The organism is Mycobacterium sp. smrl_JER01, from assembly GCF_048513595.2.
In the GTDB taxonomy this organism is placed as follows: Bacteria; Actinomycetota; Actinomycetes; order Mycobacteriales; family Mycobacteriaceae; genus Mycobacterium.
This window is the reverse complement of record NZ_JBLXXK020000001.1, coordinates 2,713,949-2,737,305: the sequence shown is the minus strand read 5'-3', so window position 1 is coordinate 2,737,305 and position 23,357 is coordinate 2,713,949. Positions and strand designations below refer to the sequence as shown.

Sequence of the window (23,357 nt, the reverse complement as noted above, 5' to 3'; positions counted from 1 at the left end):
TGTTTACGCCGACCCTTGTTCATCGCGAAATCCATTCCCGTTCAGATAACAAGAAACGAAATCGAAAGTAGAACTCCGCGCAGCCGGTCACGCCATCACGAGCTAAGGAGCGGCATCAGAATGCACGACGGAAACGCGGTTCACGTGGAGCTTTGAGCTAGAAAGACACTGCCTCCTGCGACTCCCCTTCCAGTGAAAGCGGTGTGCGGAGCAAATGTTAGCGAAAGCTCATCGGGTGCGCTTGATATCGAATGAATTGATTTCTCAGCGAATCGAACAGCACGGTCAGCGAAGCCCAAGAATGGGCAATTATTGGCAGCAATGGGCCATGACAGCACAGCGACAACAATTTGCCAGACCCTCTGGTTGCGGAGCGCATCAGCGCAAAACCGAAACACCAGAGGCGTTTTCGCTCATGAACGGCCATCCGCACAGTGGGTCAGATGATTGCTCGTCCGCGCAGGGGCAAGAATGCGATCGCATTGGCGTACAACGCATCAGGAGACCGCAAACCGGCAACGACCATGTCAGCCCGGTCGGCCCCGCCGACCATGTCAGCCCGGTCGGCCCCGCCGACCATGTCAGCCCGGTCGGCCCCGCCGACCATGTCAGCCCGGTCGGCCCCGCCGACCATGTCAGGTCAGACGGTGAAGCCCAGCGCCCTCAACTGTTCGCGGCCGTCGTCGGTGATCTTGTCCGGACCCCACGGTGGATTCCACACCCAGTTGATCCTGATCTCGTCGACCAGGCCGGCACCCACCAGCGCCGACCGCGACTGGTCTTCGATGACGTCGGTGAGCGGACACGCGGCCGAGGTCAGCGTCATGTCGATGAGCGCAACCGAGCCCGCATCGCCCCCCTCCAGGCTGATCCCGTAGACAAGGCCCAGGTCGACGACATTGATGCCGAGCTCGGGATCGACCACGTCGCGCATCGCTTCCTCGACCTCGGCGAGCAGTTCGTCGTTCGGTTGCGCCGCTTCGCTGTTCGATTCGGTGATATCCGTAGCTGACGTGTCACTCATGAAATCTCCTCAGAACTCTGGGCGCCGTGAGCCTGCGCCAACGCTGCCTTGAACGCCGTCCACCCGAGCAGCGCGCACTTCACCCGGGCCGGGTACTTCGCTACCCCGGCGAAAGCGATACCGTCGCCGAGCACTTCCTCGTCACCATCGATCTTGCCGCGCGACGACACCATCTCCGAGAATGCCGCCACCGTCTTGAGCGCATCTCCGACCGAGTGTCCGATCACCTGATCGGTGAGCACCGACGTGGACGCCTGACTGATCGAGCAACCCTGACCGTCGTAGGAGATGTCGGTGACGGTCTCACCGTCCTCGGACAGGGTCACCCGCAGCGTCACCTCGTCCCCGCAGGTCGGATTGACATGATGCACTTCGGCAGCGAACGGTTCCCGCAACCCACGGTGATGCGGGTGCTTGTAATGGTCCAGGATCACTTCCTGGTAGATCTGCTCCAGTCGCAACCGTCATCCCCGCCCGAAGAATTCGATGGCACGCCGAACACCGGCAACCAGGCGGTCCACTTCCTCGCTCGTGTTGTAGACGGCGAACGACGCCCTGGCGGTCGCGGCGATGCCGAAGCGGCGATGCAAGGGCCACGCGCAGTGGTGACCCACCCGGACGGCCACCCCGTCGTCGTCGAGAACCTGCCCGACGTCGTGTGCGTGGACGCCGTCCACCACAAACGACACCGGCGAGCCCCGGCCCTCCAGCGTTGCGGGACCGATCACCCGGACGCCGGGTATCTCCGAAAGGCCCGCCAACGCTGCGGCCACCAGCTCGCGTTCGTGCTCCTCCACGGCAGGCATGCCCAGCGCATCCAGGTACCGCGCGGCAGCGGCCAGCCCGACCACCTGGGAGGTCATCGGCGTACCGGCCTCGAATCGCTGCGGCGCCGGTGCGTAGGTGGTCGCCTCCATGGTGACGGTTTCGATCATCGATCCGCCTGTCAGAAACGGCGGCATCGTGTCGAGTAGTTCCCGCCGCCCGTACAGCACACCGATGCCGGTGGGACCGAGCATCTTGTGCCCGGAGAACGCCGCGAAATCGACGTCCACCGAATGGAAGTCGACGGGCTGATGCGGAACCGACTGGCAGGCATCCAACACCACCAGCGCGCCGACGGCATGCGCGCGCGCCACCAACTCGGCGACGGGAGCGACCGCTCCCGTCACGTTCGAATGATGGCTGAAAGCGACGACTTTCACCGTCTCGTCGAGCTCGACAGAGTCCAGGTCGATGCGACCCTCGTCGGTGACACCGAACCACTTCAGCGTCGCACCGGTGCGCAACGCCAACTCCTGCCACGGCACCAGGTTGGCGTGATGCTCCAGTTCGGTGGTGACGATGACGTCACCGGGGCCGACCGCGTTCTCGAACCGCTTGTCACCCAGCGCATAAGCCACCAGGTTGATGGCCTCGGTGGCATTCTTGGTGAACACCAGCTCGTCGGTGTCGGCACCGACGAACGACGCGATGTCCTCACGCCCTTGTTCGTAGGCGTCAGTGGACTCCTCCATGAGCTGATGCGCACCACGGTGCACCGCGCCGTTGGAATGCAGCAAAAAGTTGCGCTCTGCGTCGAGCACCGCCAGCGGCTTCTGCGACGTGGCTCCGGAGTCCAGATAGGCCAATCGGTTTCCGCCGCGCATGACCCGACTCAGGATCGGAAAATCCGCCCGAATCGCGGTCAGGTCGAGCGTCTTCGCGGCCGTCACCGTCACGCCCCCGCGGCAGCAGCCTGGGTGAAGCGCTCGTAACCGTTCTCTTCGAGTTCGTCGGCCAGCTCAGGCCCACCCGACTCGATGATGCGGCCGGCGACGAAGACGTGCACGAACTGCGGCTTGATGTACCGCAGGATCCTGGTGTAGTGCGTGATGAGCAGCACCCCACCGTTCTCGGCGTCCTTGTAACGGTTCACACCTTCGCTGACGACCCGCAACGCGTCGACGTCCAGGCCGGAGTCGGTCTCGTCGAGGATCGCGATCTTCGGCTTGAGCAGACCCAGCTGCAGGATCTCGTGCCGCTTCTTCTCGCCCCCGGAGAAGCCCTCGTTGACGCTGCGCTCACCGAATGCCGCATCGATGTCGAGATCGCCCATCGCGGCTTTGACTTCCTTGACCCAGTGCCGCAATTTGGGCGCCTCACCGCGCACCGCGGTCGCGGCGGTGCGAAGGAAGTTCGACATCGAGACCCCGGGCACCTCGACGGGGTACTGCATGGCCAGGAACAGGCCGGCCCGAGCGCGTTCGTCGATGCTCATCTCCAGCACGTCCTCGCCGTCGAGGGTGATCGACCCTGAGGTGACGGTGTACTTGGGATGGCCGGCGATCGCGTAGGACAGTGTCGACTTGCCCGAGCCGTTGGGGCCCATGACAGCGTGCGTCTCCCCCGACCTCACGGTCAGGTTGACACCCTTGAGGATCGGGATCTCTTCGCCGTCGGGGGTATTGACCGAGACGTGCAGGTCTTTGATTTCCAGTGTGGTCATGTCAGGTGTTTCTCCGGTAGTCAGTTCAGCCCAGCGGTGATCGCTAGTTCTCGTTCGATGGCTTCGGTCAGGCGCTCGCGTACGGCGGGCACGGCGATCTTGGCGATGATCTCGTTGAAGAAGCCGCGCACCACCAGTCGGCGAGCCTGATCCTCAGGGATCCCGCGCGCCCGCAGGTAGAACAACTGCTCGTCGTCGAAACGTCCTGTGGCGCTGGCGTGTCCGGCCCCGATGATCTCACCGGTCTCGATCTCCAGGTTCGGTACCGAATCGGCGCGAGCACCGTCGGCGAGCACCAGGTTACGGTTGACCTCGAAGGTGTCGGTCCCGGTGGCCTCGGCACGGATCAACACATCGCCGATCCAGACCGTGTGGGCGTCGGGTTTCCTGGACTCGGGGTCGCCTTGCAACGCGCCCTTGTACAACACGTCGGACTTGCAGTTGGGCTGTGAGTGGTCGACGAGTAGACGCGCCTCCAGGTGCTGACCGGCGTCGGCGAAGTACGTGCCGAGCAGCTGGGCGTTGCCGCCGGGACCGTCATAGCGCACCGCAGCGGTGGTGCGGACCACGTCACCGCCGAGGGTGACGTTGACGTGGGTGAGCACCGCGTCCTTACCCAAGCGCGCGTGATGGGCACTCAGATGCACCATGTCATCAGCCCAGTCGGCAATCCAGATGACCCCGACAGCCGCGGAGTCACCGACGATGATCTCGACGTTGTCGGCGTAGGTACCGCTACCGCGCAGGTCGACGACGAACGTCGCACGGGACAGCTCCTCCACCCGAATCTGTAGGTGGCCGTATGCGACCGCGCCGGCACCGGGACCGCTGATCGCGATCTCGATCGGGTCGTCGACTTCGGTGTCGCGTGCAACGGTGACGATCGTCGCCGAGTCGAACGACGAGAACGCCTGGGCGGCAACCCGATCAGAGGGCACTCCACCCCGGCCGAGGCGGTCGTCACCACGCCCGGCCGTCTCGACCGACACGCCCGGACGCCCCGTCACGGAAATCTCAGCGGTACCGGTCGCCTTGCCGTCGGTCCCGGCCGAGCCGTCGTGCAGACCACGTAGCCGCTTGAGCGGCGTGAAGCGCCACATCTCGTCGCGGCCCCCGGGCACCTCGAACGCGTTCACGTCGAACGAGGCGAACAGTTCACCCTTGTTCAGGTTGAGTACCGAACCCGCCTTGGCCGTACCCTCGGCCGCAGTCGTCAGATTCTGTGTCACTTGCCGATTTCCCGTCGCTGCGCTCGCCCGGTGCCGATTTCCCGTCGCTGCGCTCGCCCGGGGCGCATCAACCGACCGCCCCTTCCATCTGCAGCTCGATCAGCCGGTTGAGCTCCAGCGCGTACTCCATCGGGAGCTCCTTGGCGATCGGCTCGACGAAGCCGCGCACGACCATCGCCATCGCCTCGTCTTCGGTCAGCCCGCGGCTCATCAGATAGAACATCTGGTCCTCGCTGACCTTCGACACCGTCGCCTCGTGGCCCATCGTGACGTCGTCCTCACGGATGTCGACGTACGGGTACGTGTCGGAGCGGCTGATCGTATCGACCAGCAGCGCATCGCATTTCACACTCGACTTCGAACCGTGCGCGCCCTTGTTGACCTGGACCAGGCCGCGGTAGGACGCGCGGCCGCCGCCGCGCGCCACCGATTTCGAGACGATGTTGCTCGACGTGTTGGGTGCCAGGTGCAGCATCTTGGCACCGGTGTCCTGGTGCTGGCCCTCACCGGCGAACGCCACCGAGAGCACCTCGCCCTTGGCGTGCTCACCGGTCATCCACACCGCGGGGTACTTCATCGTCACCTTGGAGCCGATGTTGCCGTCGACCCACTCCATGGTCGCACCGGCCTCGGCACGGGCCCGCTTGGTGACCAGGTTGAACACGTTGTTCGACCAGTTCTGGATGGTGGTGTAACGGCACCGTCCACCCGGCTTGACGATGATCTCGACCACGGCGCTGTGCAGCGAGTCGGACTTGTAGATCGGGGCGGTGCAGCCCTCGACGTAGTGCACGTAGGCGTCCTCGTCGACGATGATCAGCGTCCGCTCGAACTGCCCCATGTTCTCGGTGTTGATCCGGAAGTAGGCCTGCAGCGGGATGTCGACATGCACACCCTTCGGCACGTAAATGAACGAACCGCCGGACCAGACCGCAGTGTTGAGCGCGGAGAACTTGTTGTCCCCGGCCGGGATCACGGTGCCGAAGTACTGCTTGAAGATCTCCGGGTGCTCTTTGAGAGCGGTGTCGGTGTCGAGGAAGATGACGCCCTGAGCCTCGAGATCCTCGCGGATCGAGTGGTAGACCACCTCGGATTCATACTGCGCCGCTACCCCTGAGACCAGCCGTTGCTTCTCGGCTTCCGGGATGCCGAGCTTGTCGTAGGTGTTCTTGATGTCGGCGGGCAGGTCGTCCCATGTGGCCGCCTGCTTCTCACTGGAGCGCACGAAGTACTTGATGTTGTCGAAGTCGATGCCGTCGAGGTCGGAGCCCCAGTTGGGCATCGGCTTCTTGTCGAAGGTGCGCAATGCCTTGAGTCGGATGTCGAGCATCCACTCGGGTTCGCTCTTCTTGGCCGAAATGTCGCGCACCACGGCCTCGGACAACCCTCGCTGCGCGCTGGCTCCGGCGATATCGGAGTCAGCCCAGCCGTAGCCGTACTTGCCCAGGGAGGCGATGGTCTCCTCCTGGGTCAGCGTCTCCGGCTTGGCCTCCGGTGTGAGTGTCATGGACACACTCCTTTTGCTCGTGTGGTGGCTTCGGCGCGGGCTGCGAGCCGAAGGGTCTCGCGTCGGTCAGCGTTCGGCCGGCATGAGCGGAACGTGGGTGGTACAGGCGCAGTCTCCGTTGACGATGGTCGCCAGCCGTTGCACGTGGGTCCCCAGCACCTCGGCCATCGCCTGCTGCTCGGCCTGGCACAGTTCGGGGAATTGCTCGGCCACGTGGGAGACCGGGCAGTGGTGCTGGCAGATCTGCACACCGTGCAGTGGACCGCCCACCCGCGTGGTGGTGGTGGCATAACCGGCGTCACTCAGCGCTGCGGCGATCCGGTCTGCCGCAGCTTCCACCTGGTCGTCGGTGGCGGCGTCGGGGACCGGGTCGACATCAGCCAGGATCGCGTCGATGCGGCGGCGGGCAAACGTCCGTACCGCGTCGTCACCACCGATCTCCCGCAGCTGACGCATTGCCGCCGAGGCGAGGTCGTCATACGTGTGCTCGAGCTTGGCGCGACCGGCCGCGGTCAGCTGATAGCGCTTGGCCGGCCGGCCCCTGCCCGCCTGTTGCCACGCTGCGGCGGCATTGGCCTGAGCCTCACCGGCTTCGATCAGCGCGTCCAGATGTCGACGCACGCCCGCGGCCGACAGGCCGAGACGTTCACCGATTCGACTCGCGGTGATGGGGCCGCATTCGAGCAGCAGTTTGATGATCGCGCCCCTGGTGTGACCGTCGGCAGCATTCGGCGACGTCGTTGCCGACGTCGCCGAGCTGTGCGGACGGATTTTCACAACACCAGTGTGACGCAATTGCCGGACCGGGTCTAGCAAGGGCACCCTTATCGAGGACGTCGGCATTGTCACAGCGATCGTCGCCGAGGACCGGGAATAGACGCCCGCTACGCTGCCTTGGTGGCAGCCCGCCAGCACTCCCTCAGCTCGTCGATCGCCGGCTGGCACGGCGATGAGCGCACCGTGGGCAGCCCCCTGACCGCCGCCGAGGTCGTCGCGATGCAGCGGACCCGGTTGTTCGGAGCCACCGGCACGGTGCTGATGGCCATCGGCGCGTTGGGTGCCGGAGCGCGGCCGGTCGTGCAGGACCCGACCTTCGGAGTCCGTCTGCTCAACCTCCCGTCCCGTATCCAGACAGTCTCGCTGACGATGACCACCACGGGCGCGGTGATGATGGCGCTGGCGTGGCTGATGCTCGGCCGCTTCACTCTGGGACCGCGGAAGATGACCCGCAGCCAACTCGACCGGACGCTGCTGCTGTGGGCCTTGCCCCTGCTGATCGCGCCGCCGATGTACAGCAAGGACGTGTACTCCTATCTCGCGCAGAGCGAGATCTCTTTGCAGGGCAACGACCCTTACGAGGTCGGTCCCGCCCCCGGCCTCGGACTCGATCACGTGTTCACGCTCTCGGTGCCGAGCATGTGGCGGGAGACCCCCGCCCCCTACGGCCCGCTGTTCCTGTGGATCGGGCGGGGGATCTCGCGGTTGACCGGCGAGAACATTGTCGAGGCGGTGCTCTTCCACCGCCTTGTCGTGCTGCTGGGTGTCGGGATGATCGTCTGGGCCACCCCGCGGCTGGCCCGTCGGTGCGGCGTCGCCGAAGTCAGCGCGCTCTGGCTCGGTCCGGCGAACCCGTTGTTGTTCATGCATCTGGTGGCCGGAATCCACAACGAGGCCTTGATGCTGGGGCTGATGCTGGCAGGCACCGAGTTCGCACTGCGTGGTGTCGACGCGGCGGCACCGCTGATACCGCGTCCGTTGGCGTGGCCGCGCGGGCGAGAGCAGTGGACACGCTGGTATCCGCTGGTCATGCTCGTCGCCGGTGCCGTGTTGATCACTTTGTCCTCGCAGGTGAAGCTCCCGTCGCTGTTGGCGTTGGGGTTCGTGGCGATGGCCCTGGCCTGCCGGTGGGGGGGCACCGTCAAGGCGTTCCTGATCGCCACCGCGTCCCTGGGAGCGGTGTCGGTGGCGGTGATGGCGCTGATCGGCTGGGCCAGCGGTCTCGGTTTCGGCTGGCTCTTCACCCTGGGTACCGCCAACGTGGTGCGCAGCTGGATGTCCCCGCCGACGCTGCTCGCGCTCGGCACCGGTCAGGTCGGCATCCTGCTCGGGCTGGGTGATCACACCACCGCGGTGCTCGCCCTGACCCGCGCGATCGGTGTGACATTGATCGGAGTGATCGTGTTGTGGCTGCTCTACGCCGTTCTGCGGGGGCGTCTACATCCGGTGGGCGGACTCGGCGTCGCGCTGGGCGCCACTTTGTTGCTGTTCCCGGTCGTACAGCCCTGGTACGTGTTGTGGGCGATCATCCCGCTGGCCGCCTGGGCCACCCGCCCGCGATTCCGCGCCGCGGCGATCGGCGTCACCCTGGTGGTGGGCATCTTCGGACCGACCGCCAACGGCGACCGGTTCGCGCTGTTCCAGATCGCGTTGGCAACGGTGGCGAGCACGCTGATCCTGCTGATTCTGATGGCGCTGACCTACCGCAGATTGCCGTGGCGTCTGCGGCCGGAAAAGGGGACGCAGGAACCTTCGCCGCCACCACCGCCACCGCACTCCAGACCCGACGCCTACGCTGAGTCTCCGTGACGTCCGCGCCTCCCCCTCCGGTGCAGCTGCGTGATGTCAGCAAGCGGTACGGACCGACGACGGCGGTGTCCTCGCTCGACCTCGACGTCCAGGCCGCCGAAGTGTTCGCACTGCTGGGCCCCAACGGTGCCGGCAAGACCACGACCGTCGAGATGTGCGAGGGCTTCATCAAGCCCGACTCCGGGTCCATCAGGATCCTCGGTCTGGACCCGGTCGCCGACAACGCCGAGGTGCGCGCGCGGACCGGGGTCATGCTCCAAGGCGGCGGAGCGTATCCGGCAGCGCGGGCCGGGGAGATGCTCGCCCTGGTGGCCTCCTACGCGGCCGACCCGTTGGATCCGCAGTGGCTGCTGGACACGCTCGGGCTGACCGACTCGGCGCGAACCACCTACCGACGGCTTTCCGGCGGTCAGCAACAACGCCTCGCCCTCGCCTGCGCCGTCGTGGGACGTCCCGAACTGGTCTTCCTCGACGAGCCCACCGCGGGAATGGACGCGCATGCGCGGATCGTGGTGTGGGAACTGATCGACGCACTGCGCCGCGACGGCGTCACCGTCGTCCTGACCACCCACCAACTCGCCGAGGCCGAAGAGCTCGCCGACCGGATCCTGATCATCGACCACGGTTCGGCGGTGGCCACCGGCACCCCGGCCGAGCTGATGCGCAGCGGCGCCGAGAATCAATTGCGGTTCCGCGCGCCGCGGATGCTGGATCTGTCGTTACTGATCGCCGCGTTGCCCGAGGGCTACGGCGCAGTGGAGAACGCACCGGGCGAGTACCTGGTCGAGGGACACATCGATCCTCAGGTGCTGGCCACTGTCACTGCGTGGTGCGCCCGGCTGGACGTGCTTGCCACCGATATGCGGGTCGAGCAACGCAGTCTCGAAGACGTGTTCCTCGAACTGACCGGCCGGGAGCTGCGGAAATGACCTCCGTCAATCGTTTCACCCCTGGCACCTTCACGCCGGATCCCCGTCCGGCCGCCATCCCGAAGATGCTGACCGCGCAATTCGGCCTCGAGCTACGCCTGCTGCTGCGCAACGGTGAGCAGTTGCTTCTCACGATGTTCATTCCGATCACCCTGCTGGTGGGATTGACCTTGCTGCCCCTGGGCACGTTCGGACCCAACCGCGCCGCGACGTTCGTCCCGGCCATCATGGCGCTGGCGGTGATATCCACCGCGTTCACCGGGCAGGCGATCGCGGTCGCATTCGATCGCCGCTACGGCGCGCTGAAACGACTCGGGGCCACCGCGCTACCGGTCTGGGGCATCATCGCCGGGAAGTCCCTGGCTGTGGTCACAGTGGTGTTCGTGCAGTCGGTGCTGTTCGGCGCGATCGGATTCGCACTGGGATGGCGGCCCGCCCCAGCCGGACTCCTGCTCGGCGCGGTGATCATCGCGCTCGGCACCGCGGTGTTCGCCGCGCTGGGGTTGCTCCTCGGCGGCACACTGCGCGCCGAGATCGTGCTTGCCGTCGCCAATCTGCTCTGGTTTGTCTTCGCCGGCCTCGGCGCGCTCACCCTGGAGGGTGGCCTGGTCCCGTCCGCTCTGCGGTGGGTCGCCCGCCTGACGCCATCGGGTGCGCTGACCGAGTCGCTGTCCCAGGCGATGACGCTGTCAGTGGACTGGCTGGGACTCGCGGTGCTTGCCGCGTGGGGCGTGGTCGGGGCGCTGTGCGCACTGCGCTGGTTCAGATTCACCTGACCCCTGCTCGCCCAGGCCCGGCAGCAGATACTGCAGCTGCCCGACCTCCTCGATGTTGTGCTTGACCCACGCCCGCGCCTTGTGGTCGGGAAACCGACGCTGCAGCACCCTGTTGATCGGGGCCAGCAGCGGGGCCCGCACGCCGAGATCCATCACGGTCACATAGTGAGCACCGTCGGAACCCGCTGACCAGGTGTGTTCGAGCTGAAAGATCGGCACGCCGGCCAACCGCAACACCAGGCGGATGCCGGTGTCGTCCAGCTTCTCCACCCGGGCCACCTCGTCGACCGTGTACTCGGGCTTGGCACCGAACGCCTCGACCATGTGGAACCGCGCTCCCTCGGCGGCCCCACCCGACGGTGCGGGGCGGGCCAGTTCCCAACGGATGTGATCGATGGGGTGCCAGGCGTGATAGCGATCGACCACCCGACCGCCGTACTCGATCGTCCCGCCGAGATGGCGGAACCAGTCCAGCAGCATCGCCGGTGTGACGCCGGCCAGCGGCTGGTGGTCGATCGTGATGCGCCGACGGCCGCGTGGACACGTCTGGAAACCCACGCTCGCGGTATCGACGGCGCGCAGTGGATACAGCACGGGAAGCGTCATCCCCAACCTCCAAGATACGGTATCGTTTCTTATCGTCACGCTACCGGGGCCGGTTAAGATACGCAACCGTGTCTTTTGCGGGCATCGCATCGAGTGAGCGATGCGGTGACGATCAGGCGGTGAAATCCGCCAACTACCGCACGTTCGGCGGTGAACAGACAGGAGTGCGCAGCGGTGAGCAGACGACGAGGGGCAGAGCTGGAAGCTGCCATCAGGGCAGCCGTACTGAGGCTCCTCGGCGACCAGGGACCGGACGGGGTGACCATGGAGGCCGTCGCGGCGGCGGCCCAGACCAGTAAGCCTGTCCTCTACCGGCGCTGGCCGGACCGGCGCGCACTACTGCGGGACACCTTGCTGGGTACCGCGACCTCGGCCATCCCCAGCCCGGACACCGGCAGCTTCCGCGACGACATGCTGGCGGTGCTGCGTGGGTGGGTTCGGCTGTTCACCGGCGAGAACGCCACCCTGATGCAGTCGGTGATCGTGGCGGTGACCACCGATCCGGAGCTGGCGACGACATTCCGCACAGAGGTGCTCGGCCTGCGCAAGCGGGAGATGAACGCGATCCTCGCTCGCGGGGTTCGGCGCGGTGAGGTCAGACCCGACGTCCCGGTCGAGCTGGTTCGCGAGCTCGGCCCGAGTGTGTTGTGGCATCGACTACTGGTCAGCGGTGACGCGATCACCGACGAGCTGGTGATCCAACTCGTCGACGAGGTGATCACGCCGGTGACACGCCCCTACTACGAAACGTAGTTACCGAGGCTCTACCATCGGAGCGTGCCCGTCGGTCGACTTTTTCTGCGGCTCGTCGATGTGCTGCCCGAGCCCAGCCTGCGGGTCCAGCGCATCATCGCCGCAGCCGTCATCCTCACCCAGGGCGGCATCGCCGTGACCGGGGCCATCGTGCGGGTTACCGCGTCCGGTCTCGGGTGCCCCACCTGGCCGCAGTGCTTCCCCGGCAGCTTCACCCCGGTCCCCCACCCCGAGGTCGCCGGGATCCACCAGGCGGTCGAGTTCGGCAACCGCCTCTTGACGTTCCTCGTCGTCCTGACCGCGGCCGCCGCGGTCATCGCCGTCACCCGCGCTCGACGGCGGCGCGAAGTGCTGGTCTACGCGTGGCTGATGCCCGCGTCCACGGTGGCCCAGGCCGTCATCGGCGGCATCACCGTGCTGACCGGCCTGCTGTGGTGGACGGTGGCGATCCATCTGTTGGTCTCGATGGCCATGGTCTGGCTGGCGGTGCTGCTCTTCGTCAAGATCGGTCAGCCCGACGGCGGGGTGGTCACCCAGCGGGCGCCCACACCGTTGCGCCAACTGACGGTCTTGTCCGCTGTGACGCTCGCCGCGGTGTTGGTCACCGGGACCATGGTGACCGGCGCAGGCCCGCACGCCGGGGACAAGAGCCCGGACCGGCCGGTGCCCCGGCTGCAGATCGAGATCACCACGCTGGTGCACATGCACTCGTCGCTGCTGGTTGCCTACCTGGCCCTGTTGGTGGGTCTCGGGTTCGGGTTGCTGGCGGTCCGGACGGCCAACGACGTACTGAAGCGACTCGCGGTGCTGGTGGTTCTCGTCATCGCGCAGGGGACGCTGGGCGCGGTGCAGTATTTCACCGGCGTACCCGAGGTTTTGGTGGCGATACACGTCGCGGGAGCCGCGGCATGTACCGCCGCCACATCGGCGCTATGGGCGTCGATGCGCGAACGGGCCGAGCCCGAACCGCTCCAGCGCTGACTCGACGCCCAGAGCGAAGCGGCGCTCACCCCGCCTGCGGTCGTCCACACCCAGCTGTCGCCAGCCCAACGAGGGCTCGACCAGTTCGAGCTCGATCAGCCGAGGGTCCTGGGAATCTCCGATGATGTCGACCCGCGCGTAGAGCAACTCGGCGGTGCGCAGTCCGAGGCTGCCGGCCGCGGCGGCCAACGCCGCGTGGCCGAGGTCCCACAACTCGAAGTCCGGCTCCGCAGGGCGCAGTGACTCCTCGGCGTAGGTACCGGACTCATCGAAGACCGGCACCTGCCCCGGCGCCGGCAGCATCGGCCCTTTGGTGAACGCGTGGGACTGCTCGCCGGCCAGGAACACCAACGCGGTCTCCCCGGCGCTGACCCGTCCGTCGTAGGGCTGCACCAGCGCGGTGCGCCCAGCCGCGTGCAAAGCCGCGACATGCGCCTGCGCTTGTCTCGCATCGCAGAAGCGCAGGGCGCCAACCGATCCCGCACCTACGGACGGCTTGACCACGATCTCGCCGGATGGGATCAGCGCGCGCTCCCCCGGCGGGTAGAAGGCGCTGGGCACCGTGGGAACCCCGGCCGCGGCGAGGTCGCTCAGGTAGCGCTTGTCGACATTCCAGGCCACCACCTGAGGCGGATTGAGCAGATGGGCGACCCGCCGCGTCCAGTCCAGGAATTCGTCGAGCCGGTCGATGTAATCCCAGGTCGCTCGCAGGATCACCAGGTCGGCGTCCAGCGTGGCCGGATCGTCCCATGGCAACCACCGGGCATGCAGACCGCGTCCCCGCAACGCCGCGACCAGCCCGGAATCGTCGCCGTCGCCTTCGGGCAACGCGGCGCAGCCGGCCAGCACGATACGCGGATGGAAGATGTCGGGACGGGCCTGTTTCATGGCAGGCCGAAGTTTACCCAGGGGGCATGATGGTCGATATGTACGCCATCGAAGTCGCCGAGACCGGCGGACCAGAAGTCCTGTCCTTCGTCGAGAAACCGCAGCCCGCTCCGGGCCCCGGCCAGGTGCTGATCAAGGCCGAGGCGATCGGGGTGAACTTCATCGACACCTACTTTCGGTCCGGTCTGTACCCGCGGGAGGTGCCGTTCACCGTCGGCAGCGAGGTGTGCGGCACCATCGAGGCGCTCGGCGAGGACGTCGCGGCACTCAAGGTCGGCGATCGCGTGGTCACCGACAAAGCGCTGGGCGCATACGCCGAATACACGCTCGCGCCAGCAGATTTCGTCGCCTATGTGCCCGACGGCGTGGCGCCGGAGGTGGCCGCCTCGGCGCTGTTGAAAGGCATGACCGCGCACTATCTGATCAAGTCGACCTATCCGGTGCAGCAGGGCGATGCCGTGCTGGTGCATGCGGGTGCGGGCGGCGTCGGGCTGATCCTGACCCAATGGGCCACCAGCCTGGCGGCCTCGGTCATCACGACGGTGTCGACACCGGACAAGGCCGAACTGTCGCGGCGCGCCGGCGCGGTCGAGGTCCTCGACTACCCGGAAGACCCGAAAGATTTCGGTGACCGCATCCGCGGGCTCACCGACGGCGACGGGGTGGCAGCGGTCTACGACGGAGTCGGCGCATCGACATTCGAGGCCAGCCTGGCCAGCCTCGCGGTCCGCGGCACGCTGGCGCTTTTCGGTGCCGCCAGCGGGCCTGTTCCCCCGGTCGACCCGCAACGCCTCAACGCGGCGGGCTCGGTCTTTCTGACCCGCCCGAACCTGGCGCACTACACCCGGACGCCGGACGAATTCTCTTGGCGCGCAGGGGAACTGCTTACCGCGATCGCCGAGGGAACGATCGACGTCACAGTGAGCCACCAGTACGGGCTGCGTGAGGCCGAGCAGGCGCACCGCGACCTGCAGGGCCGAAAGACGGTCGGTTCGGTGGTGCTGATGCCCTAGAGGGGCGTTGCAGCCGGAAAGGTCCACGAACCGTCGAGGACCTCCGCCCGCGGGCGGTACAGCCGCACCAGATAGTTCCAGCCGGGGGTGACGGGAAGGTGGTTGGGTGCGCCGGCCGCGGCACCCCCGAACTGGATCGTCACCGCACCGTCGGGGTCTTTGACCGCGGTGATGTTGTTCACCGAGTATGCGTGCATCGCGTTCGGGGTGAAGTAGCCTTCGGCGTTGTAGACGGTCACCGACCAGAAGCCGTCGACCGGAACGTCCGTGATGGTGAGCCGGTGCACGGTCTGGCCGTCGTTGGCGTCCGGGTCCACCGTGAGATACAGCGCGTCTCGCTCCGGGTTGCCACCCCAGGCTGCGGCAGAGCCGATCAGCCGCCGGATCGGGTCGACCTCATCGGCCCGCCCGAACATGCGCTTGGTGTCGGGTAGCGTCGCGAACAGCGTGACCAGCGCGTCGCGCACGGTCTTCTGAGCGACCGGATCCCAGTCGGGTACCTCGAACGTCCCCGGTGAGGCCTGCTCGACGGCGACGTTGTCCTGCAGCGCGTGCACGGCGGCCAGGTCACCGGAATTGTTGGGATCGACGAGGATCCGCAGCACCAGCATCACATAACGGGTCCCGATGCCGGCCCTGTTGAACGTGTGAGCGCCCGACGTGTAGATCACGGTGGGCACGTAGTGGTCCTGGGTGATGACCTGCAGGGAGCGGAACCGGTCGCCGGCGTCGGGGAGCGTGACGACCACCGGGCCGGCGTCGAGATCGAAGACCCCCGCCGAGTAGAGGGTGTCGCGATTCTGGCGGACCACGAGTTGATCGTCGAGCGATCCGAAGTCACGGAAGTGCTTGAAGGCGCCGAGTCCCGCGCCGGCGATCACGTTGCCGAAGTACATGTCTGTCTCGGCGCGGATGAAGTTGTCCGGTGAGACGCGCTGCGTCATCAGAGGTGCAGCAGTGTCGGCAGGGCCAGCGCCGAGTCCACAGCCAGCGCACAGAACACGACGGCCAGATAGTTGTTGGACTGCAGGAAAAGCCGCAGCGGTTTGACCGGTTCACCACGGCGTACGCCTGCGTAGAGCTGGTGCGCCATGGCCAAGAACCAGGTGCCCGCGACGATGGCCACCGCAGCGTAGAGCCAGCCGGTCGCCAGCGCCAAGCCCAGGGTGGCGGCTACGGTGAGCCACGTGTAGATCAGGATCTGTTTGGTGACCTGCTGCTCGGTGGCCACTGCGGGCAGCATCGGAACCCCGGCCGCCTGATAGTCCTCTTTGTACTTCATGGCCAACGCCCAGGTGTGCGGCGGAGTCCAGAAGAAGATGATCGCGAACATCACCAACGCCGGCCACTGGATGGTGCCGGTGACCGCCGACCATCCGATCATCACCGGCATGCAGCCGGCCGCCCCGCCCCACACCACGTTCTGCGAGGTGCGGCGCTTCAGCAGCAGCGTGTAGACCAGCACGTAGAACGCGATGGTGGCACCGGCCAGATGGGCCGACAGCATGTTCGTGGTCGACCACAGCCAGAAGAACGAGGCCACCGACAGCGTCAATCCGAAGATCAGCGCATGGCTGCGGGGCACGGTGGCTCGGGCCAGTGCCCGGCGCTCGGTGCGCTTCATCTTCTTGTCGATGTCGGCGTCGGCCACACAATTGAGGGTGTTGGCACCCGCCGCGGCCAGCAGACCGCCGACGAGGGTGTTGAGGATCAGCAGCGGGTCGACGGTGCCGCGGTCGGCCAGCAGCATCGCCGGGATCGTGGTGACCAGCAGCAGCTCGATCACGCGGGGCTTGGTCAGCCCGATGTAGCCCAGCAGACGGTCACGGAATCGGATCGGCCCCTTGGCGGAATCGTCGACGAGGTGGCCTTCGCGAATCCTCACGCAACCAACTCCTCAACGACAGCGCGGCAGCCCCGGAGGGCATCTACTACAGAGGATGGTAGACCGCGGCGGCCGGTGCCCGAAATTGCAGGGTCGTTTCCCGGCTGCACCGGGATGAGCTCTGCGTCGGCAGCGCGTTCCCCACTAGGGTGGTTGTTGCGGACACGATAACCCCGCCAAGCCTAGGAGTACGCCTCGTGACCACGCTCGAAGAGATCTCTTCGCTCACCCGACCCAACCATCCGGCCGACTGGACGGACCTGGATTCACGGGCGGTCGACACCGTCCGGGTGCTGGCCGCCGACGCCGTGCAGAAGGTCGGCAACGGCCATCCGGGCACCGCCATGAGCCTCGCCCCGCTGGCCTACACCCTGTTCCAACGTCAGATGCGCCACGACCCCAACGACGTGCACTGGCTGGGCCGGGACCGCTTCGTGCTGTCCTGCGGCCATTCCAGCCTGACCCTGTACATCCAGCTCTACCTGGGTGGCTTCGGGCTCGAGCTCTCCGACATCGAGTCGCTGCGCACGTTCAAGTCCAAGACCCCGGGCCACCCCGAGTTCCGTCACACCCTGGGTGTCGAGATCACCACCGGTCCACTGGGCCAGGGACTGGCGTCGGCGGTCGGCATGGCGATGGCCGCCCGCTACGAGCGCGGCCTGTTCGACCCGGACGCCGCGCCCGGCACCAGCCCGTTCGACCACCACATCTACGTCATCGCCTCCGACGGCGACATCGAGGAAGGCGTGACCAGCGAGGCGTCCTCGCTGGCGGGCACCCAGCAGCTCGGCAACCTGATCGTCTTCTACGACAAGAACCAGATCTCGATCGAGCACGACACCAACATCGCGTTGTCGGAGGATGTCGCCGCTCGTTACCGCGCGTACGGCTGGCATGTGCAGGAAGTCGAGGGTGGTGAGAACGTCGTCGGTATCGAGCAGGCCATCGCGGAGGCCAAGAAGGTCACCGACAAACCGTCGTTCATCGCGCTGCGCACCATCATCGGCTATCCGGCCCCGAACAAGATGAACACCGGCGGCGTGCACGGTTCGGCGCTCGGCGACGACGAGGTGGCGGCGACCAAGAAGATCCTGGGTTTCGACCCGGACAAGACCTTCGAGGTCAGCGAGGACGTCATCACCCACACCCGTGCGCTGGTCGGCCGCGGCAAAGAGGCGCACGACGCATGGCAGCAGGACTTCGACGCATGGGCGCAACGGGAGCCCGAGCGCAAGAAGCTGCTGGACCGGCTGCTGGCCCAGGAACTCCCCGAAGGCTGGGACGCCGACATCACGCACTGGGAGCCGGGCTCCAAGGCCGTCGCCACCCGCGCCGCGTTCGGTCAGGTGCTCAACGACGTCGCACCGAAGCTCCCCGAACTCTGGGGCGGTTCGGCGGATCTCGCCGGCAGCAACAACACCACCATCAAGGGCGTCAAGTCCTTCGGGCCGCCGTCGATCTCGACCGACGACTTCACCGCGGACTGGTACGGCCGGGTGCTGCACTTCGGTGTCCGCGAGCATGCGATGGGTTCGATCCTGTCCGGCATCGTGCTGCACGGTCCGACCCGGGCGTTCGGCGGCACATTCCTGCAGTTCTCGGATTACATGCGCCCGGCGGTGCGGCTGGCGTCACTGATGGACATCGACACGATCTACATCTGGACCCACGACTCGATCGGACTGGGCGAGGACGGCCCCACCCACCAGCCGATCGAGCACCTGGCCGCGTTGCGCGCGATCCCGAACCTGTCGGTGGTGCGGCCGGGCGACCCCAATGAGACGGCCTACGCGTGGCGCAGCATCATCGCGCGCGGCAACGGCAGCGGTCCGGTGGGTTTCATCCTCACCCGTCAGGGCATCCCGGTGTTGGAAGGCACCGACGCCGACGGTGTGGCGCGCGGCGGATATGTGCTCGGCGGCGGTGACGCGACGGGCGCCGATGTGGTGCTGATCGCCACCGGTTCCGAGCTGCAGCTCGCGGTCGAGGCCAAAAAGCAACTGGCCGACAAGGGGGTCACGGCCGCCGTGGTGTCCATGCCGTGTGTCGAGTGGTTCGAATCCCAGCCCAAGGAGTACCGCGACAGCGTGCTGCCGCCGAACGTGTCGGCGCGGGTGGCCGTCGAGGCGGCGGTGGCGCAGAGTTGGTACAAGCTCGTCGGCGACACCGGCGAGATCGTCTCCATCGAGCACTACGGCGAATCCGCCGACGACAAGACGTTGTTCCGCGAGTTCGGTTTCACCCCTGAAGCAGTGGTGGCCGCCGCGGAACGCAGCATTGCGAACTAGCCAGCGACAAGCGAGGAATTGACATGACCCAGAACGCGAATCTGGCGGCACTGTCGGCCGCCGGTGTATCGGTGTGGCTCGACGATCTGTCCCGCGACCGGTTGCAGACCGGGAACCTGCAGGAGCTCATCGACTCCAAATCGGTGGTCGGCGTGACGACCAACCCGTCGATCTTCCAGGCCGCCCTGTCCAAGGGCAACGCCTACGACGCCCAGGTCGCCGAGCTCGCGAGCCGGGGCGCCGACGTGGACGCCACCATCCGGACCGTCACCACCGACGACGTCCGCAACGCCTGCGATGTGCTCGCCAAGACCTACGAACAGTCCGACGGGGTGGACGGCCGGGTGTCCATCGAGGTGGATCCGCGACTGGCACACGACACCGACAAGACGATCCTGCAGGCCATCGAGCTGTGGAAGATCGTCGACCGGCCCAACCTGCTGATCAAGATCCCCGCCACCGAGGCAGGCCTGCCCGCGATCACGGCGGTTCTCGCCGAGGGAATCTCGGTCAACGTCACGCTGATCTTCTCGGTCGAGCGACACCGCGCGGTGATGGACGCCTATCTCGCCGGGCTGGAGAAGGCCAAGGAGGCGGGTCACGATCTGTCCCGGATCCACTCGGTAGCGTCGTTCTTCGTCTCGCGGGTGGACACCGAGATCGACAAGCGGCTCGAGGACATCGGCAGCGAGGAAGCGCTCGCTCTGCGCGGCAAGGCCGGCGTCGCCAACGCGCGGCTGGCTTACGCCGCCTACGAGGAGGTCTTCCTCGGCGGTGAGCGGTTCTCGGCCTTGTCGTCGTCCGGCGCCCGGGTGCAGCGCCCGCTGTGGGCGTCGACCGGGGTCAAGAACCCCGACTACTCCGACACCCTCTACGTCACCGAGCTCGTCGCGCCGAACACGGTGAACACGATGCCGGAGAAGACGATCGACGCCGTCGCCGACCACGGCGTGGTCACCGGTGACACCATCACCGGACGCGCGTCCGAGTCGCAGGAGCTCTTCGATCAGCTCGCCGCGGTCGGCATCGATCTGACCGACGTGTTCCTGGTCCTGGAGAACGAGGGCGTGGACAAGTTCGAGAAGTCGTGGCAGGAGTTGTTGGACGCCACCCAGGGCCAGCTCGACGAGAAGAAATGATCCGGGCCGCCGCGATGATGGTTTGCGCCGCGACGAGCGCTTACGCGAGGAGCCGTGGATGAAGAGCAATCGACGATGAGCCGGGCGTGGCGTAACCCGCTGCGGGACAAGCGCGACAAGCGCATGCCCCGCATCGCGGGACCGTGCGGCGTCGTGATCTTCGGGGTCACCGGAGACCTGGCCCGCAAGAAGCTGATGCCCGCGATCTATGACCTCGCCAACCGCGGTCTGCTGCCCCCGTCGTTCGCACTGGTCGGCTTCGCGCGCCGGGACTGGGCCGACGAGGATTTCGGGCAGGTGGTCTACGAGGCGGTCAAGCAGCACGCCCGCACCCCGTTTCGCCAAGAGGTGTGGGACCGCCTCGCGGAGGGATTCCGTTTCGTTCAGGGCACGTTCGACGACGACGCGTCCTTCGAACGGCTCAGCGAGACGCTGGCCAAACTGGATGCCGAACGCGGCACCGGCGGCAATCATGCGTTCTACCTGTCGATTCCGCCCAAGGCCTTTCCGGTGGTGTGCGAGCAGCTACAGAAGTCGGGGCTGGCGCGCCAGCAGGACCACAGCTGGAGCAGGGTGGTGATCGAGAAGCCGTTCGGTCATGACCTGGACAGCGCCCGCGAACTCAACGCGGTGGTCAACAGCGTCTTTCCCGAGGAGTCGGTGTTCCGTATCGACCACTACCTCGGCAAGGAGACGGTGCAGAACATCCTGGCGCTGCGTTTCGCCAACGCGCTCTACGAGCCGATCTGGAACTCGCACTACGTCGACCACGTCCAGATCACCATGGCCGAGGACATCGGATTGGGCGGCAGGGCCGGCTATTACGACGGCATCGGCGCGGCCCGCGACGTCATCCAGAATCACCTGATCCAGTTGCTGGCCCTGACCGCGATGGAGGAGCCGGTCAACTTCAGCCCGCATGAGCTGCAGGCCGAGAAGATCAAGGTGCTCTCGGCGACGCGGCCGCTCCAACCGCTGGACCAGACGACCGCCCGCGGACAGTACGCCGCGGGCTGGCAGGGCAGCGAGAAGGTTCCGGGGCTCCTGGAGGAAGACGGTTTCGCGCACGACTCGACGACGGAGACTTTCGCCGCGATCACGCTGGAGGTCGACACCCGGCGCTGGGCGGGGGTGCCGTTCTTCCTGCGCACCGGAAAGCGGCTGGCCCGTCGGGTCACCGAAGTCGCGCTGGTGTTCAAACGGGCACCGCATCTGCCGTTCGACAGCACCATGACCGAGGAACTGGGTAAGAACGCTCTGGTGTTGCGGATCCAGCCGGACGAAGGCATCACCATGCGGTTCGGGTCCAAGGTGCCCGGCAGCGCGATGGAGGTGCGCGATGTCAACATGGACTTCTCCTACGGGTCGGCTTTCGCCGAAGACTCGCCCGAGGCCTATGAACGGTTGATCCTCGACGTGCTGCTGGGTGAGCCGTCGCTGTTCCCCGTCAACGCCGAGGTCGAATTGTCGTGGGAGATCCTGGACCCGGTGTTGGAGAACTGGGCCCGCAACGACCGGACGTCGGCGGCCCTCGATCCCTACGAGTCCGGCACCTGGGGCCCGCCGTCGGCCAACGACATGGTGCGCCGCCTGGACCGGGAATGGAGGCGGCCCTAGTGATCGTCGAACTGTCGGACACCACCACCAACGAGATCAACAAGAAGATCACCGGATTGCGTGAAGAGGGCGGCGCACTGACGCTGGGCCGGGTCCTCACCCTGGTGATCTCCGTGGACGACGAGGACACTCTCGAGGGTGCGGTCGAGGCGGCGACGTTCGCCAGCCGCGAGCATCCCTGTCGGGTGATCGTCGCCCTGCCCGGTGACCGGGACAGCTCGGCGTCGCGGCTGGACGCCGAGCTGCGGGTGGGTCGCGACGCCGGCGCCGGCGAGGTCGTGGTGCTGCGACTGCACGGCGACCTGGCCGACCACGCCGACAGCGTGGTGCTGCCGTTCCTGCTCCCCGACACCCCGGTGGTGGCGTGGTGGCCGACGGTGGCGCCCCGCATCCCGTCCGAGGATGCGTTGGGCAGGTTGGCGGTTCGTCGCATCACCGACGCCACCCGTTCGGCCGAGCCCCTGACGGCGATCAGAAGCCGCCTGCCCGGCTACTCCCCCGGCGACACCGACATCTCGTGGAGCCGCATCACCTACTGGCGGGCCCTGCTGGCGTCGGCGATCGACGAACCACCGCACGAGCCGATCGAGTCGGCGGTGGTGTCGGGTCTGCAGTCCGAGCCCGCCCTCGACATCCTCGCCGGCTGGCTGGCCAGCCGCATCGACGGCACGGTGACGCGGGCGGTGGGCACGTTGAAGGTCGAGTTGCACCGGGCCAGCGAGACGGTGACGCTCAGCCGGCCGCAGGAGGGCGTGACGGCGACGTTGAGTCGCACGTCGCGACCGGTGGCCCTGCTGCCGCTGGGCCGCAGGGATGTGCCCGAATGCCTGGCCGAAGAGCTCCGCCGCCTCGACGCCGACGACATCTACCGGGAAGCGCTTGCCGGACTAGACAAGGTGGTCTACCAGTGACCCCGACAATCGAAACCTATTCGGATACTTCGGAGTTGGTCACCGCAGCCGGCGACCGACTGGTACAGACGATCACCGATGCGATCGGCAACCGCGGGGTGGCGCACGTGGTGCTCACCGGGGGCGGGACGGGCGTCGGCCTGCTCCGGCGGGTAGGTGAGCGCAGCGACGAGATCGACTGGTCCAAGGTTCACCTCTACTGGGGCGACGAGCGGTTCGTGCCCCGCGAGGACGACGAGCGCAACGAGAAGCAGGCCCGGGAAGCTCTGCTCGACCACGTCGACATCCCGGCGGCGAACGTGCACGCGATGGCCCCCAGCGACGGCGAGTTCGGGGACGCGCTGGACGCGGCGGCCGAAGCGTACGCCCAGGTACTCATCGAGGCAGGCGGCGCAGAACCGACCCCGCAGTTCGACGTCCACCTGTTGGGTATGGGCGGGGAAGGCCACGTCAACTCGCTGTTCCCCGACACCGCGGCGGTGCGCGAGACCGAGCGGCTGGTGGTCGGAGTCACCGACTCACCGAAGCCGCCGCCTCGGCGGATCACATTGACGCTGCCCGCGATCACCCGGTCCCGCCAGGTGTGGCTGGTGGTTTCGGGCGCGGCGAAGGCAGACGCGGTCGCGGCCGCGGTCGGCGGCGCGCAGCCCGTCGACATCCCCGCCGCCGGCGCCGTGGGCACCGAGGCCACGGTGTGGCTTCTCGACGAGGACGCCGCCTCGAAGCTCTGACCTACG

General features: G+C 66.9%; 22 protein-coding genes. 11 read left to right on the top strand and 11 right to left on the bottom strand.

Annotation, left to right across the window (positions count from 1 at the left end; genetic code table 11):
• Positions 1–640: 640 nt before the first annotated feature.
• The 7 genes from ACNUDN_RS12975 to ACNUDN_RS12945 all read right to left on the bottom strand — a co-directional run bounded on the left by ACNUDN_RS12975 (position 641) and on the right by ACNUDN_RS12945 (position 7,091).
• Positions 641–1,024: a metal-sulfur cluster assembly factor gene (locus ACNUDN_RS12975; protein ID WP_419122321.1), complete on the bottom strand. Its 384-nt coding sequence runs from the start codon at positions 1,022–1,024 to the stop codon at positions 641–643.
• Positions 1,021–1,485: a Fe-S cluster assembly sulfur transfer protein SufU gene (gene sufU, locus ACNUDN_RS12970; protein ID WP_419122320.1), complete on the bottom strand. Its 465-nt coding sequence runs from the start codon at positions 1,483–1,485 to the stop codon at positions 1,021–1,023. The genes ACNUDN_RS12975 and sufU overlap by 4 nt, the downstream gene beginning before the upstream one ends.
• A 3-nt stretch (positions 1,486–1,488) precedes the next feature.
• Positions 1,489–2,739, bottom strand: coding sequence for a cysteine desulfurase (locus ACNUDN_RS12965; protein ID WP_419122319.1), 1,251 nt, complete (start codon positions 2,737–2,739; stop codon positions 1,489–1,491).
• A 2-nt stretch (positions 2,740–2,741) separates the two neighbouring features.
• Positions 2,742–3,512: a Fe-S cluster assembly ATPase SufC gene (gene sufC, locus ACNUDN_RS12960; RefSeq protein ID WP_419122318.1), complete on the bottom strand. Its 771-nt coding sequence runs from the start codon at positions 3,510–3,512 to the stop codon at positions 2,742–2,744.
• A gap of 20 nt (positions 3,513–3,532) precedes the next feature.
• A complete protein-coding gene (gene sufD, locus ACNUDN_RS12955; RefSeq protein ID WP_419122317.1) occupies positions 3,533–4,741 on the bottom strand; it encodes a Fe-S cluster assembly protein SufD in 1,209 nt (402 codons plus the stop codon).
• A 67-nt stretch (positions 4,742–4,808) separates the two neighbouring features.
• Entirely contained in the window at positions 4,809–6,248 is a 1,440-nt protein-coding gene (gene sufB, locus ACNUDN_RS12950) for a Fe-S cluster assembly protein SufB (protein WP_419122316.1), read from the bottom strand.
• 66 nt (positions 6,249–6,314) lie between these two features.
• On the bottom strand, positions 6,315–7,091 hold the full coding sequence (locus ACNUDN_RS12945) for a helix-turn-helix transcriptional regulator (protein WP_419122315.1): 777 nt from the start codon (positions 7,089–7,091) through the stop codon (positions 6,315–6,317).
• A gap of 54 nt (positions 7,092–7,145) precedes the next feature.
• Here ACNUDN_RS12945 and mptB point away from each other — a divergent pair, with 54 nt between their 5' ends.
• From mptB to ACNUDN_RS12930, 3 genes are read left to right on the top strand one after another with little or no spacing between them, the layout of a single operon-like run.
• Complete coding sequence (gene mptB, locus ACNUDN_RS12940) at positions 7,146–8,834, top strand: polyprenol phosphomannose-dependent alpha 1,6 mannosyltransferase MptB (RefSeq protein WP_419122314.1); 1,689 nt, start codon at positions 7,146–7,148, stop codon at positions 8,832–8,834.
• Positions 8,831–9,763, top strand: coding sequence for an ABC transporter ATP-binding protein (locus tag ACNUDN_RS12935; RefSeq protein ID WP_419122313.1), 933 nt, complete (start codon positions 8,831–8,833; stop codon positions 9,761–9,763). The genes mptB and ACNUDN_RS12935 overlap by 4 nt, the downstream gene beginning before the upstream one ends.
• Entirely contained in the window at positions 9,760–10,539 is a 780-nt protein-coding gene (locus tag ACNUDN_RS12930; RefSeq protein WP_419122312.1) for an ABC transporter permease, read from the top strand. The genes ACNUDN_RS12935 and ACNUDN_RS12930 overlap by 4 nt, the downstream gene beginning before the upstream one ends.
• Here the strand turns inward: ACNUDN_RS12930 and ACNUDN_RS12925 are convergent.
• Positions 10,453–11,145: a hypothetical protein gene (locus ACNUDN_RS12925; protein ID WP_419122311.1), complete on the bottom strand. Its 693-nt coding sequence runs from the start codon at positions 11,143–11,145 to the stop codon at positions 10,453–10,455. The genes ACNUDN_RS12930 and ACNUDN_RS12925 overlap by 87 nt on opposite strands.
• Positions 11,146–11,319: 174 nt before the next feature.
• Between ACNUDN_RS12925 and ACNUDN_RS12920 the strand changes: the two genes are divergently transcribed.
• Both ACNUDN_RS12920 and ACNUDN_RS12915 read left to right on the top strand, forming a co-directional pair.
• A complete protein-coding gene (locus ACNUDN_RS12920; protein ID WP_419122310.1) occupies positions 11,320–11,898 on the top strand; it encodes a TetR/AcrR family transcriptional regulator in 579 nt (192 codons plus the stop codon).
• A 60-nt stretch (positions 11,899–11,958) separates the two neighbouring features.
• Positions 11,959–12,879: a COX15/CtaA family protein gene (locus tag ACNUDN_RS12915; RefSeq protein ID WP_419125143.1), complete on the top strand. Its 921-nt coding sequence runs from the start codon at positions 11,959–11,961 to the stop codon at positions 12,877–12,879.
• On the opposite strand, the gene ACNUDN_RS12910 is transcribed toward ACNUDN_RS12915, so the two are convergent.
• The gene (locus ACNUDN_RS12910; protein ID WP_419122309.1) at positions 12,829–13,767 is read right to left on the bottom strand and encodes an ATP-grasp domain-containing protein; all 939 of its coding nucleotides are present in this window, start codon (positions 13,765–13,767) and stop codon (positions 12,829–12,831) included. The genes ACNUDN_RS12915 and ACNUDN_RS12910 overlap by 51 nt on opposite strands.
• Before the next feature lie 38 nt (positions 13,768–13,805).
• Here ACNUDN_RS12910 and ACNUDN_RS12905 point away from each other — a divergent pair, with 38 nt between their 5' ends.
• Positions 13,806–14,780, top strand: coding sequence for a quinone oxidoreductase family protein (locus tag ACNUDN_RS12905; protein WP_419125142.1), 975 nt, complete (start codon positions 13,806–13,808; stop codon positions 14,778–14,780).
• On the opposite strand, the gene ACNUDN_RS12900 is transcribed toward ACNUDN_RS12905, so the two are convergent.
• Both ACNUDN_RS12900 and ACNUDN_RS12895 read right to left on the bottom strand, forming a co-directional pair.
• The gene (locus tag ACNUDN_RS12900) at positions 14,777–15,724 is read right to left on the bottom strand and encodes a DUF1254 domain-containing protein (RefSeq protein ID WP_419122308.1); all 948 of its coding nucleotides are present in this window, start codon (positions 15,722–15,724) and stop codon (positions 14,777–14,779) included. The two genes, ACNUDN_RS12905 and ACNUDN_RS12900, sit on opposite strands and share 4 nt — an antisense overlap.
• On the bottom strand, positions 15,724–16,617 hold the full coding sequence (locus ACNUDN_RS12895) for a heme o synthase (RefSeq protein ID WP_419125141.1): 894 nt from the start codon (positions 16,615–16,617) through the stop codon (positions 15,724–15,726). Before ACNUDN_RS12895 ends, ACNUDN_RS12900 begins: the two co-directional genes overlap by 1 nt.
• Before the next feature lie 245 nt (positions 16,618–16,862).
• Here ACNUDN_RS12895 and tkt point away from each other — a divergent pair, with 245 nt between their 5' ends.
• From tkt to pgl, 5 genes are all read left to right on the top strand, one after another.
• Complete coding sequence (gene tkt, locus ACNUDN_RS12890) at positions 16,863–18,953, top strand: transketolase (protein WP_419122307.1); 2,091 nt, start codon at positions 16,863–16,865, stop codon at positions 18,951–18,953.
• Positions 18,954–18,976: 23 nt separating this feature from the next.
• Positions 18,977–20,092, top strand: a complete 1,116-nt coding sequence (tal, locus tag ACNUDN_RS12885; protein ID WP_419122306.1) for a transaldolase — start codon at positions 18,977–18,979, stop codon at positions 20,090–20,092.
• 75 nt (positions 20,093–20,167) lie between these two features.
• Positions 20,168–21,709 carry a glucose-6-phosphate dehydrogenase gene (gene zwf, locus ACNUDN_RS12880; protein WP_419125140.1) on the top strand — a complete coding sequence of 514 codons (1,542 nt, stop codon included), beginning with the start codon at positions 20,168–20,170 and terminating at the stop codon, positions 21,707–21,709.
• On the top strand, positions 21,709–22,620 hold the full coding sequence (opcA, locus tag ACNUDN_RS12875) for a glucose-6-phosphate dehydrogenase assembly protein OpcA (RefSeq protein WP_419125139.1): 912 nt from the start codon (positions 21,709–21,711) through the stop codon (positions 22,618–22,620). Before zwf ends, opcA begins: the two co-directional genes overlap by 1 nt.
• A complete protein-coding gene (pgl, locus tag ACNUDN_RS12870; protein WP_419122305.1) occupies positions 22,617–23,351 on the top strand; it encodes a 6-phosphogluconolactonase in 735 nt (244 codons plus the stop codon). Before opcA ends, pgl begins: the two co-directional genes overlap by 4 nt.
• Positions 23,352–23,357: the final 6 nt, after the last annotated feature.

What these genes read in the sequence shown, in the direction of transcription:
- tal (WP_419122306.1), top strand. Translation starts at nt 18,977, where the DNA reads ATGACCCAGAACGCGAATCTGGCGGCACTGTCGGCCGCCGGTGTATCG.
- sufB (WP_419122316.1), bottom strand. Translation starts at nt 6,248, where the DNA reads ATGACACTCACACCGGAGGCCAAGCCGGAGACGCTGACCCAGGAGGAG.
- ACNUDN_RS12910 (WP_419122309.1), bottom strand. Translation starts at nt 13,767, where the DNA reads ATGAAACAGGCCCGTCCCGACATCTTCCATCCGCGTATCGTGCTGGCC.
- ACNUDN_RS12975 (WP_419122321.1), bottom strand. Translation starts at nt 1,024, where the DNA reads ATGAGTGACACGTCAGCTACGGATATCACCGAATCGAACAGCGAAGCG.
- ACNUDN_RS12925 (WP_419122311.1), bottom strand. Translation starts at nt 11,145, where the DNA reads ATGACGCTTCCCGTGCTGTATCCACTGCGCGCCGTCGATACCGCGAGC.
- ACNUDN_RS12905 (WP_419125142.1), top strand. Translation starts at nt 13,806, where the DNA reads ATGTACGCCATCGAAGTCGCCGAGACCGGCGGACCAGAAGTCCTGTCC.
- ACNUDN_RS12900 (WP_419122308.1), bottom strand. Translation starts at nt 15,724, where the DNA reads ATGACGCAGCGCGTCTCACCGGACAACTTCATCCGCGCCGAGACAGAC.
- zwf (WP_419125140.1), top strand. Translation starts at nt 20,168, where the DNA reads ATGAGCCGGGCGTGGCGTAACCCGCTGCGGGACAAGCGCGACAAGCGC.
- sufC (WP_419122318.1), bottom strand. Translation starts at nt 3,512, where the DNA reads ATGACCACACTGGAAATCAAAGACCTGCACGTCTCGGTCAATACCCCC.
- ACNUDN_RS12945 (WP_419122315.1), bottom strand. Translation starts at nt 7,091, where the DNA reads ATGCCGACGTCCTCGATAAGGGTGCCCTTGCTAGACCCGGTCCGGCAA.
- ACNUDN_RS12930 (WP_419122312.1), top strand. Translation starts at nt 9,760, where the DNA reads ATGACCTCCGTCAATCGTTTCACCCCTGGCACCTTCACGCCGGATCCC.